Consider the following 18,798-nt stretch of genomic DNA (forward strand, 5'->3'; position numbering starts at 1 on the left):
CCTCACCTCCACCTTCGCCGGCGAAAACGGCTGGGACGACACCTCCGAAGCCAAAGCCCGCGAAATCATGCCCGGCGGCAGCCGCACCTTCACCGCACGCGTGACCGGCACCTGGCCCCTGGGACCCATCGGCACCACGATCATGGCCATCCCCTCCCCCGCCGGCAAACCCCTGCCCGGCGTCACCGCCGAACGCGTCGCCATCGACACCACCGTCTGGGCCATCCCCTGGCCCCAGCTCACCCTCCTCCTCCTGCTCGTCATCGCCGTCCTCACCCTCCGCCTCACCAGCATCCGACGCCGCCGCCGCATCGAAAAACTGATCATCCTCAACAGCCGCGGCACCCCCCTCGGAACCTGAACATCCGCCTGCCCAGGCGGACGGCGCATCTTCCACGGAGACTGGCAGTGGTGACGACAGACCGGCGGCGACGGCATGCCGCGGCGCCGACGACGGCGCTCGCGGCCGTGAGCCTGTGAGGGGAGACGCTCAGGTGGCACACGTGGAGGGCGCCGCGGCGGCCGGGCGCGCGGAGCAGGCCCTGGCGCAGATCGCGATTCCCGACGCCGACGACGTACGGGGGAACGTGACCCTGCCGACGACCGTGGCGACGACGCCGGACGCGGTGGTGCGGTGGACCTCGTCGAACCCGGACATCGTCTCGGACCAAGCGGACGGTGCGATCGCGGCGGGCGTGGTGAAGCGCCCACCGGCCGGGGCCGGCCCGGCCACGGTGACCCTGACGGCGCGCGTCACCGTCGACGCCGTCGAGGCGCGCCGAGCGTTCCTCCTGACGGTGCGGCCCGCGGTGAAGCTCGCCCCGTTCTCGCGGTATGGGATGGTGAACTTCGCCAGGTCGAACAGCCGCGCGGGGCAGCAGATCTACATGGCCACGAGCGTCGGCGACGACCCGACCCGGTGGGTGGCGGTCGACAACGGGCAGATGGTCCTCCAGTCCACCAAGGGCATGCACGCCGTGCGCGACCCGTCGATCGTCCGGTCGCCCGAGGGGGACATGTTCTACCTCGTCGCCACCGATCTGAACGTCGACGGCACGGCGTACGGGTGGAAGGGCTGGGACTGGGCGCAGAGCGACGCCAGTCGCTGCATCGAAATCTGGGAGTCGCGTGACCTGCGGACCTGGTCGGAGCAGCGGCACGTCCGGGTGGCCCCGGACGAGGCGGGGATGGCGTTCGCTCCCGAGGCGATCTGGGACGAGACGATCGGGGCCTACGTCGTCTACTGGACGTCGTCCATGTATCCACCCGGGACGTACTACACGTCTGACCGCGACGACCCGAACGGCCGCTATCCGCTGACGAGGAACCAGACCCTCTACGCCACGACGCGCGACTTCGTGACGTTCACTCCGGCGAAGGTGATGAGTGGCAGGCCCGGCCACGGGACGCTCGACGCCGTCATCATCCGGGACGACGCGGACGGGTCGTACCACCGGTTCGTCACCGACCGCGTCTCCACCGGCGTCGGGGTCACCGCGTACGTAGCCGGATGCGCCTCTGAGGACATCTACCAGGAGCGGGCGGCGTCCGTGCTCGCGCCGCCGGAGGACTGGGAGCTCGTCAGGGGCTGCATCACCCGAGACGCGATGAACACCACGTACGCCGAGGCGCCGATGGTCGTCAAGGCGAACCCCGGCGACGTACGCGGGAAGGGCTACTACCTGTGGGCGGACCAGATGTGGGCCGGCGCACCCGCGGGGAACTACATGGAGGAGCAGCTCAGCCCTTACTGGGGCAAGGACCTCGCGTCCGGCGAGTGGACGCCCGTCACCTGGGAGACGCCGGGCTACGCCCTCGCGGACGGAGTGATCCGCCACGGGCACGTCTTCGCGCTGACCCAGGCGGAGCACGCCGCCCTGCGCGGCGCGGACCTGTCGTCGGTTTCGGTGAGGACGCCGCCGGCCACAACCGTCTACGCCGTCGGTCAGTCCCTCGATCTGACCGGCCTCGTGGTCACGGCGGACTACACCGACGGCGTGAACGACGAGGTCCTGGCGGAGGGGTACGGCGGATACTCCGTGTCCGGATACGACCCGGCCGTCCCCGGGACGCAAACCGTGACGGTCTCCTACACGGTGACAGGCACGAGGAAGACCGCCTCGTTCCAGGTCCACGTCGTGGAAGCGTCCGGCCCGAAGCCTTAGGCCGCCGCGTCATCCTCGAACCGGCCATCCGGTCACGACCGGCCGCTCACCCCGGCCGCTCACCCCGGCCGGCCGTGACCGGCCGGGGTCCGCCGACTGCTCGAGCACCGCCCCGTTCTCGGATCAGCGGTAGCCGGCGGAGGTGACGTCGGCCTGGACCGCGTTCTCGGTCGCATCGGACGGGTAACCCGAGACGATGGCTCCCTCGTAGAAGGTGCCCTGGCTCAGGTTGGTGTTGGTGGCACAGCAGTCGCCGCCGCTGCCCAGGATGATCGCGCCCTGCTTCCTCATCGGGCTGTAGCCGCGGGGAAGCGCGCCGTCCCACAGCGTGGTCATCGCGCCGGACTGCGCGTTGCCGCCCTTGATGGCGAAGCGCGACGTGCCGTTGTTCTTCAACATCGCGGTGACGAACTTGCTGGTGAACGCCCTCTGGTTGGGGTTCCACGACTGGCTGCCACCGGGGTAGAGACCATATTCGAGGTCGGCCTGCACCCACGGGCCGGAGCCGGAGCAGCCGCCGAACCAGCAGCTCGTGCCGAAGTAGATGGCGTCCATCGCGCCGGCCCCGTCGGCCTTCCTGGTCGTCTCGCTGTTGCCGTAGTCGAAGCAGCAGCCGCTGTTGACGTGGGTGCCGCTGGTGATCATGTACATGCCCTCGGGCGCGCTGCCGGTCGGCACGCCGGTCAGGTGGCCGTCCCGCCAGTAGCTGTTGCCGGGCTTGATGTAGAGCGAGTAGGCCTTCCCGCCGCCGACCGTCAGCGACTCGGATGTCGCCGTCGCGGGGGTGTCCCTGCCGCCGGCACCGCCGGGTCCCTGGTAGGCGACGTCGTTGCCGTGCCCGGACTGGTCGTACACGACCGTGATGACGCAGGTGGTGCCGGCGCAGAAGGAGTCCTGCGCCGCCGCGTTGGCGATGCCGCCCGCGGTCAGCACGCCGATGTTCCTGGTCGCGTTGTCCGACGAGCGCCGCACCTGGTAGAGGTTGCCGCTGTAGGAGCGGAAGAGCGCCCGCGTCGTGCTGTGTGCGGCCACGCACGGCGTGCCCCCGGAGGCGTAGATGTCGCACGGCCTGCTCGCCACCGGTGTGGTTGACGGGCTGGCCGAAGGACTCGGGGAAGCGTTCGCGGAGGGACTCGCGGACGGGCTGGGGCTGGGCGAACCGGTGACGCCGCCGGTGCAGGTCACACCGTTCAGGGCGAAGCTCGACGGTGCCGGGTTGGAGCCGTTGAACGCTCCGTTGAACCCGAAGCTGGTGCTGCCGCCGCTGGGGATGGCGCCGTTGTAGGAGGCGTTGGTGACCGTGACCTGGGAGCCGGACTGGGTGTAGGTGCCGTTCCACAGCTGGGTGATGGTCTGCCCGGCGGAGAACGACCAGGTCAGCTTCCAGCCGTCGACCGGGTCACCGAGGTTGTCGATGCTCACGTTCGCGCCGAAGCCACCCGGCCACTGGTTCGTCACCGAGTAGTCCACGCGGCAGCCCGTGGCCGCATGCGCGGCGGGCGAGGTCAGCGCACCGACTGCGCCGGCCACGGCGACGAGCCCGATGGCAAGCCAGGGCCGCAGGCGAGGGACCTTCATCCGTACTCCCGGGGTTCGTTTCACGACTTGAATGCGGTCGGCGACAGCACGGGCGGCTCGGAGCTCTCGCGAGCGGGCGGAGAGGGCGGGTCGTGCTGTTAGCGCTAACAATCGATTGGCGGAGCCTGTCCTTCTCTGTCGGAGCATGTGTGGTGGTGGTGCGCCGGAGCAAATACGACGCGAGGGAGCCTCGTCAAGGGCCGCGCCTTCTCCGCGCCCGCCTTCGGACGGCCGGCGGCCCGCCCCACCTGCTCCCCATCACGGCGGGGGCCGGTCCCTCGTCAGGTTCGAGTGGTGAAATTTTCACCACCGTGCCGCCATAACGTTCTCGGCTTCGGAGGCCCGGTCGCAGACCGATAGAACGTTCTACGGCGGACTTGCGGAACGTTCATTATTCCTATCGCCGATCAACGCAGGCAGCGGGAACCGTCTCCCTCGTGCCTCAACGAAACTTTTTCGCGATGCCTTGACAGGTTTCGTCGAGGTTTCCACACTGAGTCCCGAAGCGGACTCCTGCCGGGGTCGGTGGTGCGCGGCAGGGTTCCCGGTTACGGCGCCGTGAGCGCCGCATCCGCGGAGGCGTCGGGCCGGCGAATTCACCAGATCCGGCTTTCGCTCTCGTGAACGTCGATGGAGCGCCGCCCGGCCTCAGTTCCCCGCGACCGGCATCACCGTGCGCGGCGTAGTCGCCGTGTCCCCCCTGGAGTGCGCATGAACACGTCCGCATGATCGCACCGCGTTGCCCGCGGCCACGCCCGAGCCCTTGATCCTCGTCATTCGCCATGCGTCCGTAGCTCACCAAAGGAGGATCCGTGCGGAAACTGGGAGTTCTACTCGCCGCGGTCGTTCTCGCAGGCGCCCCGATCGCCCTGCAGCACCCGGCCGACGCCCTGGAGAACGGCGTGGCCCGCACGCCGCCCATGGGCTGGAACAGCTGGAACACGTTCGGCTGCAACATCAACGAGACGTTGATCAAGCAGATGGCCGACACCATCGTCGGCTCCGGCCTGCGCGACCTGGGCTACACGTACGTCGTGGTCGACGACTGCTGGTTCAACCCCACCCGCGACTCCGCGGGGAACCTCCAGGGCAATCCCTCGCGATTCCCCAGCGGGATGAAGGCGCTCGGCGACTACCTGCATGCCAAGGGGCTGAAGTTCGGCATCTACCAGGTGCCGGTGGACAAGACCTGCGCGCAGTACTTCGGCGGCTACCCGGGCGCGACCGGCAGCCAGGGACACGAGGTCCAGGACGCCCGGCAGTTCGCCGCCTGGGGCGTGGACTACCTGAAGTACGACTGGTGCTCGCCCAACGGCAGCATCGACGACCAGGTCCGTACGTTCGCGAAGATGCGTGACGCGCTGGCGGCGACCGGGCGGCCGATCGTCTACAGCATCAACCCCAACAGCATCCACGCGAAGACGGGGCCGCAGCGCGACTGGGGCGACGTCGCCAACATGTGGCGGACGACCGAGGACATCACCAACAAGTGGGACACCGGTCAGACCAACGGCTATCCGATGGGCATCCAGAACATCGTCAACGTCACCGTCCCACTCGCGTCGTACGCGAGACCGGGAGCGTTCAACGACCCGGACATGATGGAGGTCGGCCGGGGCGGCATGACCGACACCGAGATGCGCAGTCACTTCGCCCTCTGGGCGATGATGGCCTCACCCCTGATCGCCGGAAACGACCTGCGCGGCATGGACTCGGCGACGGCGGCGATCCTGAAGAACCAGAACCTCATCGCCGTCAACCAGGACCCGCTCGGTCTCCAGGCCCGCCAGATCAGCAATGACGGGACCCGGCGCGTGCTGGCCAAGAAGCTCGCCAACGGCGACGTCGCGGTCGCCCTGTTCAACCAGGGCGGCAGCACCACCACGATCAGCACCACCGCGTCCGCGATCGGGCTGTCCGGCGGTTCCTTCACCCTGCGCGACGCGTGGACGAACGCCGTCAGCGGCAGCACCGGCACCATCTCGGCGAGTGTGCCGTCGCATGGCACCGTCGTCTATCGGGTCAGCGGCGGCACGACCCCCTCACCGACTCCCACGCCGTCGCCGTCCCTCACACCGTCGCCGTCCCCCACGCCGTCCCCCACGCCGTCCCCCACGCCGTCGCCGAGCGGGCGACCCGGCGGGTGCACGGCGACGTACCGGCTCGTCAACAACTGGGGCGGCGGCTTCCAGAGCGAGGTGACCGTCGGCAACACCGGATCGGCCGCGCTCAACGGCTGGACTGTGACGATGACCCTGGCCGGCGGGCAGACCGTCACGAGCCTGTGGAACGGCGTGAACACCGGCACCAGCGGCGCGATCACCGTCAGGAACGCCCCCTACAACGGCACCGTCGCCGGCAACGGGTCGACGACGTTCGGATTCACCGCCGAGGGCGACGGCTCGATCGCCCCCACCGGCGTGACCTGCACGAGCCCGTGACCGAGCGGGATGCCGTGACTCGCGAATCGGCCACTCACAGATTGGGGAGACACCTGTGCGACATGTCAGCTCCTTCCACCGGCGGTTGAGGCTGTCGGCCGCCGCCGTCGCCGCGCTGTTGACGGCCGGTGTCGGTGTGGCCGGTACGCACGCCGCGTCGGCGGCCGCGTCCGGATGCAAGGTGACCTATACGGTCACCAACCAGTGGCCGGGCGGCTTCGGCACGAACGTGAGCATCGACAACCTCGGTGACCCGGTCAACGGCTGGAAGCTGACCTGGTCGTTCTCCGCCGGGCAGACCATCACCCAGCTGTGGAACGGCACCTACACCCAGTCCGGCTCCCAGGTCACGGTCACCAACGCCTCCTACAACGGCGCCATCCCCAGCGGCGGCAGCACCAGCTTCGGGTTCAACGGAGCGTTCAACGGCTCCAACCCGGCACCGTCGAGCTTCGCCCTGAACGGTGTGACCTGCACCGGCGGCGTCACCTCCCCGTCGCCCGGCACCTCCCCCACCGCCTCCCCCAGCGTCTCGCCCTCCGCGTCTCCCTCGCCGCCGTCGTCCAGGCAGCCGTGTGACATCTACGCCGCGGGCGGCACGCCGTGCGTGGCGGCGCACAGCACGACCCGGGCCCTGTACGCGAACTACAACGGCTCGCTCTACCAGGTGCGCCGCTCCTCCGACAACACCACGCGCGACATCGGCGTGCTGAGCACGGGCAGCGCCGCCGACGCCGCCGCGCAGGACGCGTTCTGCGCGAGCACCACCTGCCTCATCACCAAGATCTACGACCAGTCCGGCCGGAACAACCACCTCACCCAGGCGCCTCCCGGCGGGTTCTCCGGCCCGGCCGCGGGCGGCTACGACAACCTCGCGACCGCCACCAAGGCGCCGACCACGGTCTACGGCCAGAAGGCGTACGGCGTCTACGTCGACCCCGGCGTCGGCTACCGCAACAACGCCACCAACGGCGTCGCCAGGGGCGACCAGCCGGAGGGCATGTACGCGGTCTTCGACGGCACCCACTACAACGGCGGCTGCTGCTTCGACTACGGCAACGCCGAGACCAACAGCCGCGACAACGGCAACGGCACGATGGAGGCCATCTACTTCGGCAACATCAAGGTCTGGGGCTACGGCACGGGCAACGGCCCCTGGGTCATGGCCGACCTGGAGAACGGCCTGTTCTCCGGGGTGAACCCCGGTTACAACGCCAACGACCCGAGCGTGAACCACCGCTACCTGACCGCCATCGTCAAGGGTGAGCCGAACCACTGGGCGATCCGGGCCGGCAACGCCCAGTCGGGCGGTCTGTCGACCTTCTACGACGGCAAGCGGCCCAACGCCTCGGGCTACAACCCGATGAAGAAGGAAGGCGCCATCATCCTCGGCATCGGCGGCGACAACAGCCACGGCTCCGCCGGCACCTTCTACGAAGGCGTCATGACGTCCGGCTACCCGACCGCGGCCACCGAGAACGAGGTGCAGGCCAACATCGTCGCCGCCGGATACAGGTAGACCGGCGACGACCACGAGGGATCGGGCCTCCCCCGGGCACAGCCCCGGGGGAGGCCCGCCGCCGGTTGGGCCGTCCGCGTCAGGCCGTCGCCTCGGGCGCGCGGGGCCTGCCGTAACTCGATGGCCGGAACGAGGCCGCCTGTGGGACGGTGTGGGCGTGTCCGAGCAGATATCGCCGCCTCGCACCGTGGAAGAGGCGATCGCCGCCGAGCAGGCGGGCCGTTCCCTGCGCTACCTGTACTTCTGGGGCCACCGGCCGGCCCGCGACGGCGGCGTCGGTCCCGGCTGCCTGTCACAGTGGTGGCCCGTCGCCTTCACCGAGGACGGCCACACCTTCGCCTCCGCCGAGCACTACATGATGGCGCACAAGGCCTGGCTGTTCGGCGACGCGCGGACCGCCGAACAGGTCCTCGCGGCCGGCCACCCGGCCGAGGCCAAGAAGCTCGGCCGGGCTGTACGCGGCTTCGACGAGCAGGTCTGGGTCACCCACCGGTTCGACATCGTGGTCCGCGGCAGCGTCGCCAAGTTCGGCCAGAACCCCGAGCTGTCGCGCTTCCTTCTCGCGACCGGACGCCGGGTCCTCGTGGAGGCCAGCCCACTCGACCGGATCTGGGGCATCGGCCTGGCCGCCGGCGACGAACGCGCCGCCTCCCCCTCGACCTGGCAGGGCCTCAACCTGCTCGGCTTCGCCCTGATGGCGGCGCGCGACGCGCTGGAGACCGGCGCGTGAGCGCGGACGCCTCCACCGCCCGGCCACGTCGCGCGGGCCGGCCCGCTCACGACACTGTGCCGCTCATCCGCCGCGCCGGGCCCGCTGACGCCGACGACGTCGCCGAGGTGTTCCTCGCCGCCCGGGCCGCGATGACCTACCTGCCCCGGCTGCACTCCGACGAGGAGACCCGGGCGTGGATCGCCGGCGTCATGCTCCCCTCGTCGCAGGTGTGGGTCGCCGACCTGCGCGGCCGGGTGGCCGGGTTCGCCGCCCTGCGCGGACAGTGGCTCGACCACCTCTACCTCGCGCCCGCCGCCCAGCGCGGCGGCATCGGGGGCACGCTGCTCGACCACGCCAAGAAGAGGCGCCCCCGCGGACTCGACCTGCATGTGTTCCAGCAGAACACGGGCGCCCGGCGGTTCTACGAGCGGCACGGCTTCACCCTCGTCGCGGAGGACGACGGCGGCGGCAACGAGGAGAACCTGCCCGACGCCCACTATCGCTGGCGGCCCTGACCATTGCCCGTCGACCTCCCGATCAAGGGCGCGGCCTGCCGGTCGGGTTCTAGCCGTTGGCCACCAATCGCCACCGGTTGTCGGCGGTTCCGTTGTCGGAGTCCTGGACGGCCTGGGCGCCGTTGGCGGTGGAGTTGTTCTGGATGGCGAGCAGCTTGCCGCTGTTCACGTTGCGGATCTTGTAGGTTCCGTCGCCGTTGTCGACCAGAGTCCACCGGTGGTCGGCGGTGCCGTTGTCGGACCACTGCAGGACGCGGGCACCGTCGGTGGTGGACATGTTCTCCACGCCCAGCACCTTGCCGCTGTTGACGTTGCGGAACCGCACGGCGTTGCCGTCGGTCACCATCACCCAGTTGTGGTCGGCGGTGCCGTTGTCGGTCCACTGCAGCGCGAGACCGCCGTCCGCGGTGGACATGTTCTGGATTCCGAGGACCAGGCCGCTGGCCGCGTTGACCAGCCGGTAGCTTCCCGTCCCGCCGTTGCCCTGCCCGCTGGTGCTCCAGTAGACGGTGTAGTTGTGGCCGTGCGCGTCGTAGAACGGGCCCAGGTTGACCGTCGAGCCGTTGGCCGTCGCCGTGAAGGCGAGCGCCGTGGTGCTGGTCCGGGTGATCGACCCGGTGTTCAGCGAGGGCAGCGCCGACAGCGAGGTGTTGCCGTAGTTGCCCGACAGCACGACCGGCCCGTACGTGACCGCCGCGACGTTGGCGTTGTCGTTGGCGGCCTTCACGATCACCCGCATGGGCAGCCGCACGGTGACGGTGTCGCCGGAGGTCCACGACCGGGTGAGGACGGCGTAGGTGCCGGGAGTGGTGGCCACGTTCTGCTGGGCGCCGTTCACGCTGATCGTGGCGCCGGAGGCCCACGACGGGATGCGGACGCGCATGGACCACGAGCCACCCACGTTGCCGGTGACCTGCAGCGTCGTGGTGTCGCTCGCCGGATAGGACGTCGTCTGGGTGACCGTGATGCCGCGCTGGGTCCAGTTCAGCGTCGACGGCATGAACAGGTTCACCGTCAGCGTGGTGCCGTTGTAGAAGTAGATGGAGTCCATCAGCCTCGTGTTGACCTCCACCCCCGTCCCCTGGCAGCACCAGAACGAGTTGTAGTCGGTGCTCCACGTGCCGCCGCCCCACGCCGGGCCCACGCCGCGGCGGCCGCCCGGCTTGAGCGGGGTGAAGTAGGTGACGTGCCCGTGGCCGTCGGACGGGTTCTGCGCACCGATGACGTGGTTGAGCAGCGCCTGCTCATAGAAGTCCACGTACGCGACCCGGTCGGGGTTGAGCGTCCACAGCTCGCGGGTCAGGTTGAGCATGTTGACGGTGTTGCAGTGCTCGCAGGTGTCGTTGGTGAGATACCCGGCGATCGCGTTGGGCGCCCGGAAGTGCTCGGCCTGGCTGTTGCCGCCGATCGCGTAGGTGTGCGCGCCGACGGTGATGTTCCAGGCGTTGGTGGCGATGTCGCGGTAGCGGGTCGTGCCGGTCGCCTTGTACTCGCGGGCCGCGCCGATCCACTTAGGCACCTGGGTGTTGGCGTGCAGGCCGTTCAGCTGGTCCTGGTTCGACGCCAGGGGGTTGAACACGGCGGCGTGGTCGAACCGCTGCGCGACGGTGAGCCAGCGCGCGTCGCCCGTCTGCTGGTAGATGTCGGTCAGCACCGCGTTCATGCCGCCGAATTCGGTTCCCAGCATGTTCTGCATCTGGCTGCTGCTCAGCCTGCTCGTCCGCCCGTCGACCCAGCCGGCGAGCGCCAGCAGCACGTCGCGCGCCTGGGTGCTGCCGATGAGGCGCCACACGTCAAGCAGGCCCGTCAGCGTCTTGTGGATGCAGTAGTACGGGACGTTGCCGTTGCTCAGCGTGCGGGCTTCGAGGGCGGTGAAGTCAGACTCGGGGAAGCCGGACAGGTATCCGGTGGTGAACCCGGCTGCGCCGTTGTTCGCCTGGCACTTGGCCAGTTCAGCGACCATTGCGGTGGCCTTGTCCCGGCAGGTGGTGTCGCCGAGCACGGCCCACGCCTGCGCCCATGCGGTGAGGAAGTGCCCCTGGACGTGGGTGCGGAACGGGAAGTTCGGGGCGTCCCACCCGCCGTTCGTCGCGGCGCCACCGGTGGACAGCCGGTGGTTGGCCCGGAAGTTGTACAGCAGCCGGTTGACGTCGACGTACTTGAGATAGGAGAGCGTGCGGTTCTGGTTGTCCAGCCATCGGCTCGTCGTCAGCCGCACCTGGCCCAGCTCGAACGGGTACGCCGAGACGCCGATGTCGGGCCGGGCCGGCGCGACCGCCGCTCCGGCCGCGGAGGCGCTGGCGACCTCTCCGACGGCGGAGGCCACGACGGCGACACCGGCGGCCTGGAACAGCCTGCGCCGGCTGAAGGATGAGGGCGACACCTGTCCTCCTGAACGTCTTCGCACTGTTAGCGTTAACAAAAGCACGCGTTCGCCATCCGGCGTCGGATGACGTCGAACGAGGCGCGGGACACCCGCGGAACCACCGGCGCGCCCCCGGTCATGGGAGCGTGCGGTGGGCGACGAAACCGCCGCCCACCACCGCTCCGACAGGAGACCACCCGGGCTCAGTGTGGGAAACCGTCACGAAAACTGTCAAGACCGGGCCGGAAAATTTCGCATGATCCTTGTGGACGGAAACTCTCCTGCCTGCGGCGATAGCGACGCTCTCTTAGCAACGTTTCGGAGAATGCCCCAGTTGTGGTGGCCTCGGCTGAAACTTTCAACGAAGCACGCGTCATGTGCGGATGACCGCGCCCGGTAAGGGCAGGCGGCGCGGCATCCGCCCGATTCCCGCGCCGGAGCGCTCTTGACGGAATCGGCGAGGTCGTATTTGCTCCGCCGCACACCCCCCGACAGCCGGCAGAAGGACCGACTCGGCGAGCGATGTTATCGATAACAGCAATCGGCTCACGCCGAGGGCGACGGGTCGGCCACGGACAAGGAGTCAGATGCGCAGGATCGTTGGATGGACGCTGGCGGCGGTGCTGGCCGCCGGGTCCCTGGTCGCGACAGGCGGCATGACGTCGCCGGCCGCCGCGTTGGACAACGGGCTCGCCCGTACGCCCCAGATGGGGTGGAACGACTGGAACAGTTTCGGCTGCAACGTCAACGAGAACCTCGTGCGGCAGACCGCGGACATCATGGTTTCCAGCGGCATGGCGGCGGCGGGCTACACGTACGTCAACATCGACGACTGCTGGTCGACCAAGAGCCGCAACGCCAACGGCGACCTGGTGCCCGACCCGCAGAAGTTCCCCAACGGGATGAAGGCCCTGGCCGACTACGTCCACTCGAAGGGACTGAAGCTCGGCATCTACTCGTCCGCGGGCACCACGACCTGCGCGGGCTATCCGGCCAGCCTGGGCTACGAGCGGCGGGACGCCGCCCTGTGGGCCTCCTGGGGCATCGACTACCTGAAGTACGACAACTGCGGCGACCACCAGGGCAAGAACGGGCAGCAGCGATACACGGCGATGCGTGACGCGCTCGCCGCCACCGGGCGTCCGATCCTGTTCAGCCTGTGCAACTGGGGCCAGGAGAGCGTCTGGACCTGGGGCATGCAGACCGGCAACTCCTGGCGCAACACGGGCGACATCCAGGCGAACTGGAACTCGGTCATGGGCATCCTCGACCAGCAGGTCGGGCTGGAGTCGTACTCGGGGCCGGGCGGCTGGAACGACCCCGACATGCTGGAGGTCGGCAACGGCTCGCTGACGGCGACCGAGGCCCGGGCGCACTTCAGCCTCTGGTCGCTGCTGAACGCGCCGCTCATCGCTGGCAACGACATCCGCTCGATGAGCGCCGAGACCCGCTCGATCCTCACCAACACCGAGGTCATCGCCGTCAACCAGGACTGGGGCGGCCGGCAGGGCCACAAGATCAGCGACAACGGCAACCTCGAGGTGTGGCGCAAGCCGATGGCGAACGGCTCGGTCGCCGTCGTGCTGCTCAACCGCGGCAGCGGCACGGCGACGGTGTCCACCAGTGCCTCCGCTCTCGGCCTCGGCGCCGCCGCCTCCTACTCCGTACGCGACCTGTGGGCGCACACGACCGGCTCCTCCTCGGGGACGATCAGCGCGTCGGTGCCCGCGCACGGGGCCGCCATGTACATCGTGAGCGGAGGAGGTCTGGTCACGCCGTCTCCCACGCCCACTCCCACCGGCGGAGGCGCGATCAAGGGCGTGGGGTCGGGCCGGTGCCTGGACGTCAGCGGCGTTTCGCAGGCCAACGGCGCCCAGGTGCAGCTGTGGGACTGCAACGGCCAGCCCAACCAGCAGTGGACGCCGAGCGCCTCGGGTGAGCTGCGGGTCTACGGCAACAAGTGCCTGGACGTGAACAACGCCGGCACCGCCGACGGCACCAACGTGATCATCTGGGACTGCAACGGGCAGAACAACCAGAAGTGGCGGCTCAACTCCGACGGCAGCATCACCGCCGTCGGCGCGAACAAGTGCCTGGACGCCTACAACGCCGGCACCGCCAACGGCACAAAGATCATCATCTGGTCCTGCAACGGCCAGTCCAACCAGCGCTGGACCCGCGTCTGACCGGACGTACCGTCGCCGGGGGCGCCCTCGCCGCGAGGGCGCCCCATCGGGGCGTCCTCCTCCTTTACACTGCTAGACATCCGATGTATGCGGCCTCGTTCGCGAGGAAACAGTGGAGGAGTCTCCGTGGCGGTCACGGACGCGGCGATCGACAGAATCAAGCAGATGATCACGTCGGGCGAGCTCGCTCCTGGCGATCGGCTGCCGAAGGAGGCCGACCTGGCCGAACGGCTCGGTCTGTCCCGCAACTCGCTGCGGGAGGCCGTCCGCGCCCTCGCACTGATCAACGTGCTCGACGTGCGGCAGGGCGACGGAACCTATGTCACCAGCCTGCAGCCCCACCTGCTCCTGGAGGCGATGTCGTTCGTGGTGGACTTCCACCGCGACGACACCGTGCTGCAGTTCCTGGAGGTGCGGCGGGTTCTGGAGCCCGCCGCCACCGCGATGGCCGCGATGAACATGTCCGACGAGGACGTCAAGGAGCTGCGCGCCATCCTCGACGCGCTGCCCGGCGAGCCCAGCGTCGAGGAACTGGTCGCCAACGACCTGCGGTTCCACCAGCACATCGCGGCGGGATCGGGCAACCCGGTGCTGTGCTCGCTGATCGACAGCCTCTCCGGGCCGACGACCCGGGCCCGGGTGTGGCGCGGCCTCACCCAGGAGGGAGCGCTCGACGACACCCGGGAGCAGCACGTGATGATCTGCGACGCCATCGCGGCCCGCAGGCCGGAAGTGGCCAGAGCCTGGGCCACGGTCCACGTGGCGGGCGTCGAGGAGTGGCTCCGCCGCACGCTCTGAAGCCGCCCCGGTCCCGGCTTCATCCGATCGCCGCCCCCGGAAACCGCGCGTACGGCCGCAGCACCGCCCGCTCCCGGCGCGTGAAACGCGGGTCCTCGTGAAACTTCCATCCGCGGCCGAGGGGGTGTGGCTGCTCAGCGCGTGCCCGCGGTGCTCCGGCGAACCGCGTTCTTGTTCCCCGCCCGCGTCTTGGCAAGCGTTGCCCTGGCCGCCTGACGGGTGCTCCCCTCGCATCCGGCGGCCTCAGGACTTCCACGACCCCCAGGGACCCGAGAGGAGACCAGTGCGAACGCGAACGCTCCCGATCGTCCTCACCGCGACACTCGCCCTGTCGATCGGCGCGGCCGGGCAGCTGCCCGCCCTCGCGGCGGCCGACGGCCCGGCGCTGACGGTGGACACCACCACCGGGCGGCACCCCATCAGCCCGTACATCTACGGCATGAACTTCGCCGACGAGGCGCTGGCCAAGGAACTGCGCCTCCCGGTGCGCAGGTGGGGCGGCAACGCGACGACCCGCTACAACTACCTGTACGACACCAGCAACCGCGCCTCCGACTGGTTCTTCGAGAACATCGCGGAGGACAACGAGGACCCGTCGGAGCTGCCGGACGGCTCCTCCGCCGACCGGTTCGTCGAGCAGGACCGGCGCACCGGCACCGACACCATCCTCACGGTCCCGCTGATCGGCTGGGTCCCCAAGGGCCGCGACGCCTCCTGTGGCTTCTCCGTCACCAAATACGGCGCGCAGCAGCAGACCGACCAGTGGCGTCCCGACTGCGGCAACGGCGTGAAGCCCGACGGCACGAAGATCACCGGCAACGACCCCCATGACACGAGCGTCGAGGCCGGCGCGGCGTACGTGAAGGACTGGATCGGCCACCTCACCGGCAGGTACGGCACGGCCGCGGGCGGCGGCGTGAAGTTCTACAACCTCGACAACGAGCCCGACATCTGGCACAGCACCCACCGGGACGTCCACCCCGAGGGCGCGAGCTCGGTCGAGCTGCGCGACAAGGCCTACCTCATCGGCGCCGCCGTGAAGGCTGCCGACCCCGGCGCGAAGACACTCGGCCCGGTCGGCTGGGGCTGGTCCTCCTGGGACTACTCCGGCCTCGACCAGGAGACCTGCGGCCGGACCAACTGCTGGTCGAACCCCCCGGACAAGGAGGTTCGCGGCGGCCTCCCGTTCACCACGTGGTATCTCCGGCAGATGAAGAACTACGAGGACGAGCACGGCCTGCGCGTCCTCGACTACTTCGACGAGCACTTCTACCCCCAGGCGTCCGGCATCGCCTTCGGCTCCGGCGGCGACCCGACGACCGACGCCCTGCGGCTGCGCTCCACCCGCGCGTTGTGGGACCCGTCCTACACGGACGAGAGCTGGATCAACACGCAGATCCGGCTCATCCCCCGGATGAAGGAACTGGTGGCCGCCGAGTATCCCGGCACCAAGACCGCGATCACCGAGTACAACTGGGGCGCCCTCGACCACATCAACGGCGCTCTGACGCAGGCCGACATCCTCGGCATCTTCGGCCGCGAGGGCCTCGACCTCGCCACCCTGTGGAGCCCGCCCACGGCCTCCCAGCCCGGCGCGTACGCCTTCCGGATGTATCTGAACTACGACGGCAAGGGCGGCCGGTTCGGCGAGACGGCCGTCGGCGCGACCAGCGCCGACCAGGGCAAGCTGGCGGTGTACGCCGCCGAGCGGGCCTCCGACAAGGCGCTCACGCTCGTGGTGGTGAACAAGACCGGCGACGACCTGACAAGCCAGGTCGCCGTCAAGGGACGCGACGGCGGCGCGACCGCGCAGGTCTACCGCTATGGGGCGGCCGACACGTCGGCCATCAGGCGCGACGCCGACGTGCAGGTCGGGGCCGGCGGCTTCACCGGCACGTTCCCGGCCAACTCGATCAGCACCATCGTGGTCCCCGCCGGCGCAGGGCCGTCGCCCTCTCCCTCTCCGAGCGCGTCTCCGAGTCCGTCCCCCAGCCCGTCTCCGAGCGCGTCGCCGAGTCCGTCCCCCAGCCCGTCGCCCTCTCCGAGCCACAGTCCGTCCCCGTCGCCCAGCCCCTCTCCCAGTTCCTCGCCGACGCCGCCCGCCGCCTGCACGGTGACGTACACGGTCACCAACCAGTGGCCCGGCGGCTTCCAGGCCGGGGTACGGATCGTCAACCGGGGAGCCGCGGCCGTGAAGGGCTGGAAGCTCGGCTGGACGTACGGCAACGGGCAGACCGTGACCCAGCTGTGGGACGGCTCCTACACCCAGAGCGGGTCGAAGGTGACGGTGACCAACGCCGCCTACAACGCCACGATCGCGGCGAACGGCGGCAGCGTGACCTTCGGTTTCCTCGGCGGCTACAACGGCGCCAACCCCGCGCCCAAGCAGTTCACGCTCAACGGCTCGCCCTGCGCGACGAGCTGACCCGATGACCCCGGTGCCGGCCTTCCCCGGCCGGCACCGCCGGAGTCAGTCCACCATCGCGCCCTTGTCCCGTCCGCACGCGCTGGAGTCGTTGTGCCGGGCGCAGGCCTTGACGAGGGTGAAATCACGCCAGACGGCCATCGGAGAGGCGACCTTCTGGCCGTCACGGGCCACCGGGAAGGGCCCGCACCGATGCCACGGCCCGCCACCCGGCGGCCAGACGTCGAGCCAGACCGCGTCACCCGGTCGCGTGCGGCCGGTGAGGGTGGCCCAGTAGTGCCACTCCCCGCGCGGGCCGGCGTCCCCGCGCCAGAGCGTGACGTTCGCCTCCCCCGCCCATTTCCCGCTCGCCGTCGAGTACACGGGCTTGACGTTGCGCACCGTCAAGGGGTCCGGCCGCGGCCAGTCACGGCAGTCGATCGGCCGATCGCCCGCGGGACCGGCGGGAACCGCACCGGACGACGAAGGAAAGGCCAGGAGCACGGTCGCGGCGACGATCGCCGTGGTGCTCCTGCCACGCCTGCTTCGAATCACCGGACGAGTATCGACGACGGTGCGCGACGGCACAATCACACACCGTTATCGGCTTCACGCGCGGCAGCCGGGCGAATTCTTGTCGCCACAGCCGCTATAACGGCCAAAAAGCAATCATTGACCGCCATTTGACAAAAAGTTACATTACGTCGGCAGATCGGGGGCCGGGCACTCGAAAGGAGACCCTCCTCATGGTGCGACGATTCCTGATCACCGCGGCGACGGCCGTGCTCGTCCTCGTCTGGGGCGTTCCACCGGCCGCTCACGCGGCGGACGGGACCAGGACGCCCGGATCGCCCTCCTACACCGTCACCCTGACGAGCAACGCCTCGGGCAGCACGTGGACGGGGCATGAGAGTGTCACCTTCGCCAACCCGTCGGCGGACCCCCTGCCGGAGGTCTACCTCCGCCTGTGGGACAACTACCACGGGGCATGCCCGTCCACACCGATCACCGTCACCAACGTGACCGGGGGCACGCCGTCCCCGCTGTCGGTCTCCTGCACCGCGATGAAGATCACGCTGCCCGCCCCGCTCGCCCAGAACCAGAGCGCCTCGATCGGGTTCGACCTCGGCATCGTCGTGCCCAGCGGCGCCGACCGCTTCGGGCGCGACGGCTCCTACAACTTCATCGGCAACGCGCTGCCGGTCCTGGCGGTCCGCGACGCGAGCGGCTGGCACCTCGATCCTTACAGCAACAACGGCGAGTCCTTCTACGCGCTCACCAGCGACTATTCGGTGACGCTCGACCACCCGTCGTCGCTGCTGGTGCCGGCGACCGGCACCTCCGCCGACACGCCGGGAACGTCCGGCCGCACGATCACCAAGGCGACCGCGAAGAACGTCCGCGAGTTCGCCTGGGCGGCCGGGCCGTTCGTGAAGACCACGAGCACCACCACGACGGGCGTCGTCGTCAACGTCTACCGGGTGAGCTCGATCAGCTCCGGCAGCGCGAGCTCGATGATGACCACCGCGAAGAACGCGCTCGTCGCCCATGCGGGACGGTTCGGCGCCTACCCGTACGGCGAGGCGGACGTGGTGCTGGACAACAACTTCTGGTTCGGCGGCATGGAGTATCCGGGCTTCGTGCTCGACGTGGTCAGCTCCACCGCGCTCGCCCACGAACTGGCCCACCAGTGGTGGTACGGAATCGTCGGCGACGACGAGTACACCAGCCCGTGGCTGGACGAGGCGTTCACCGACTACGCCACCGACCTCTACAACGGCGTCTCGGGCGCCAACTGCTGGAACAGGGTCTCCTGGCAGTCGTCCGCCGAGAAGATCAGCAACTCGATGGCCTACTGGGACGCCCATTCGAGCCGGTACGGCACCGTCGTCTACACCTACGGCAAGTGCGCGCTGCACGACCTGCGGCGCACGATCGGCACGACGGCGATGCAGAACCTGCTGCAGAACTACGCCGCCGCCCACTGGTACGGGGTCTCGACCACCGCGGACTTCAAGGCCGCGGCGCAGGCGGCCACCACCGTCGACCTGTCGTCCTTCTGGACCACGCACCGCATCGACGGCTGACCCCACCGGGGTCCGCTCCGGCCGCCTA

13 protein-coding genes are annotated in these 18,798 nt (G+C 69.5%); 10 read left to right on the forward strand and 3 right to left on the reverse strand.

Features of this window, described 5'->3' with window-relative positions; genetic code table 11:
• Positions 1-361 (forward strand): hypothetical protein (locus BXA11_RS32510; protein ID WP_425293414.1); only part of this gene is annotated, 361 nt, incomplete at its 5' end.
• Between the two features lie 133 nt (positions 362-494).
• Positions 495-2,165 (forward strand): immunoglobulin-like domain-containing protein, encoded by a 1,671-nt coding sequence (locus BXA11_RS32515; RefSeq protein ID WP_143734658.1) that lies wholly within the window; start codon positions 495-497, stop codon positions 2,163-2,165.
• Positions 2,166-2,288: 123 nt separating this feature from the next.
• On the opposite strand, the gene BXA11_RS32520 is transcribed toward BXA11_RS32515, so the two are convergent.
• Positions 2,289-3,743 carry an arabinofuranosidase catalytic domain-containing protein gene (locus BXA11_RS32520; RefSeq protein WP_076440737.1) on the reverse strand — a complete coding sequence of 485 codons (1,455 nt, stop codon included), beginning with the start codon at positions 3,741-3,743 and terminating at the stop codon, positions 2,289-2,291.
• Positions 3,744-4,555: 812 nt separating this feature from the next.
• Between BXA11_RS32520 and BXA11_RS44970 the strand changes: the two genes are divergently transcribed.
• The 4 genes from BXA11_RS44970 (at position 4,556) to BXA11_RS32540 (ending at position 8,930) form a co-directional block, all read left to right on the forward strand.
• The gene (locus tag BXA11_RS44970) at positions 4,556-6,184 is read left to right on the forward strand and encodes a cellulose binding domain-containing protein (protein WP_083744746.1); all 1,629 of its coding nucleotides are present in this window, start codon (positions 4,556-4,558) and stop codon (positions 6,182-6,184) included.
• A 55-nt stretch (positions 6,185-6,239) separates the two neighbouring features.
• The gene (locus tag BXA11_RS44975) at positions 6,240-7,703 is read left to right on the forward strand and encodes an arabinofuranosidase catalytic domain-containing protein (protein ID WP_076440739.1); all 1,464 of its coding nucleotides are present in this window, start codon (positions 6,240-6,242) and stop codon (positions 7,701-7,703) included.
• A 151-nt stretch (positions 7,704-7,854) separates the two neighbouring features.
• Positions 7,855-8,433: a riboflavin biosynthesis intermediates N-glycosidase gene (locus BXA11_RS32535; protein ID WP_030512579.1), complete on the forward strand. Its 579-nt coding sequence runs from the start codon at positions 7,855-7,857 to the stop codon at positions 8,431-8,433.
• Entirely contained in the window at positions 8,430-8,930 is a 501-nt protein-coding gene (locus BXA11_RS32540; RefSeq protein ID WP_083744747.1) for a GNAT family N-acetyltransferase, read from the forward strand. Before BXA11_RS32535 ends, BXA11_RS32540 begins: the two co-directional genes overlap by 4 nt.
• A 49-nt stretch (positions 8,931-8,979) precedes the next feature.
• Here BXA11_RS32540 and BXA11_RS32545 read toward each other — a convergent pair whose 3' ends face one another.
• Complete coding sequence (locus BXA11_RS32545) at positions 8,980-11,313, reverse strand: beta-L-arabinofuranosidase domain-containing protein (RefSeq protein WP_076440743.1); 2,334 nt, start codon at positions 11,311-11,313, stop codon at positions 8,980-8,982.
• A gap of 569 nt (positions 11,314-11,882) precedes the next feature.
• Here BXA11_RS32545 and BXA11_RS32550 point away from each other — a divergent pair.
• The 3 genes from BXA11_RS32550 (at position 11,883) to BXA11_RS32560 (ending at position 16,704) form a co-directional block, all read left to right on the forward strand.
• Positions 11,883-13,481 (forward strand): lectin, encoded by a 1,599-nt coding sequence (locus BXA11_RS32550; RefSeq protein WP_076440744.1) that lies wholly within the window; start codon positions 11,883-11,885, stop codon positions 13,479-13,481.
• A gap of 126 nt (positions 13,482-13,607) precedes the next feature.
• Positions 13,608-14,279 (forward strand): FadR/GntR family transcriptional regulator, encoded by a 672-nt coding sequence (locus BXA11_RS32555; RefSeq protein WP_030510179.1) that lies wholly within the window; start codon positions 13,608-13,610, stop codon positions 14,277-14,279.
• Between the two features lie 283 nt (positions 14,280-14,562).
• Complete coding sequence (locus BXA11_RS32560; protein WP_204053802.1) at positions 14,563-16,704, forward strand: glycoside hydrolase family 44 protein; 2,142 nt, start codon at positions 14,563-14,565, stop codon at positions 16,702-16,704.
• Positions 16,705-16,749: 45 nt separating this feature from the next.
• On the opposite strand, the gene BXA11_RS32565 is transcribed toward BXA11_RS32560, so the two are convergent.
• Positions 16,750-17,238 (reverse strand): hypothetical protein, encoded by a 489-nt coding sequence (locus BXA11_RS32565; RefSeq protein ID WP_143734659.1) that lies wholly within the window; start codon positions 17,236-17,238, stop codon positions 16,750-16,752.
• A 191-nt stretch (positions 17,239-17,429) separates the two neighbouring features.
• On the opposite strand from BXA11_RS32565, the gene BXA11_RS32570 reads away from it, so the two are divergent.
• Positions 17,430-18,770: a M1 family metallopeptidase gene (locus BXA11_RS32570; protein WP_083744748.1), complete on the forward strand. Its 1,341-nt coding sequence runs from the start codon at positions 17,430-17,432 to the stop codon at positions 18,768-18,770.
• Positions 18,771-18,798: the final 28 nt, after the last annotated feature.

This window comes from Microbispora rosea, from assembly GCF_900156315.1.
GTDB lineage: Bacteria > Actinomycetota > Actinomycetes > Streptosporangiales > Streptosporangiaceae > Microbispora > Microbispora rosea.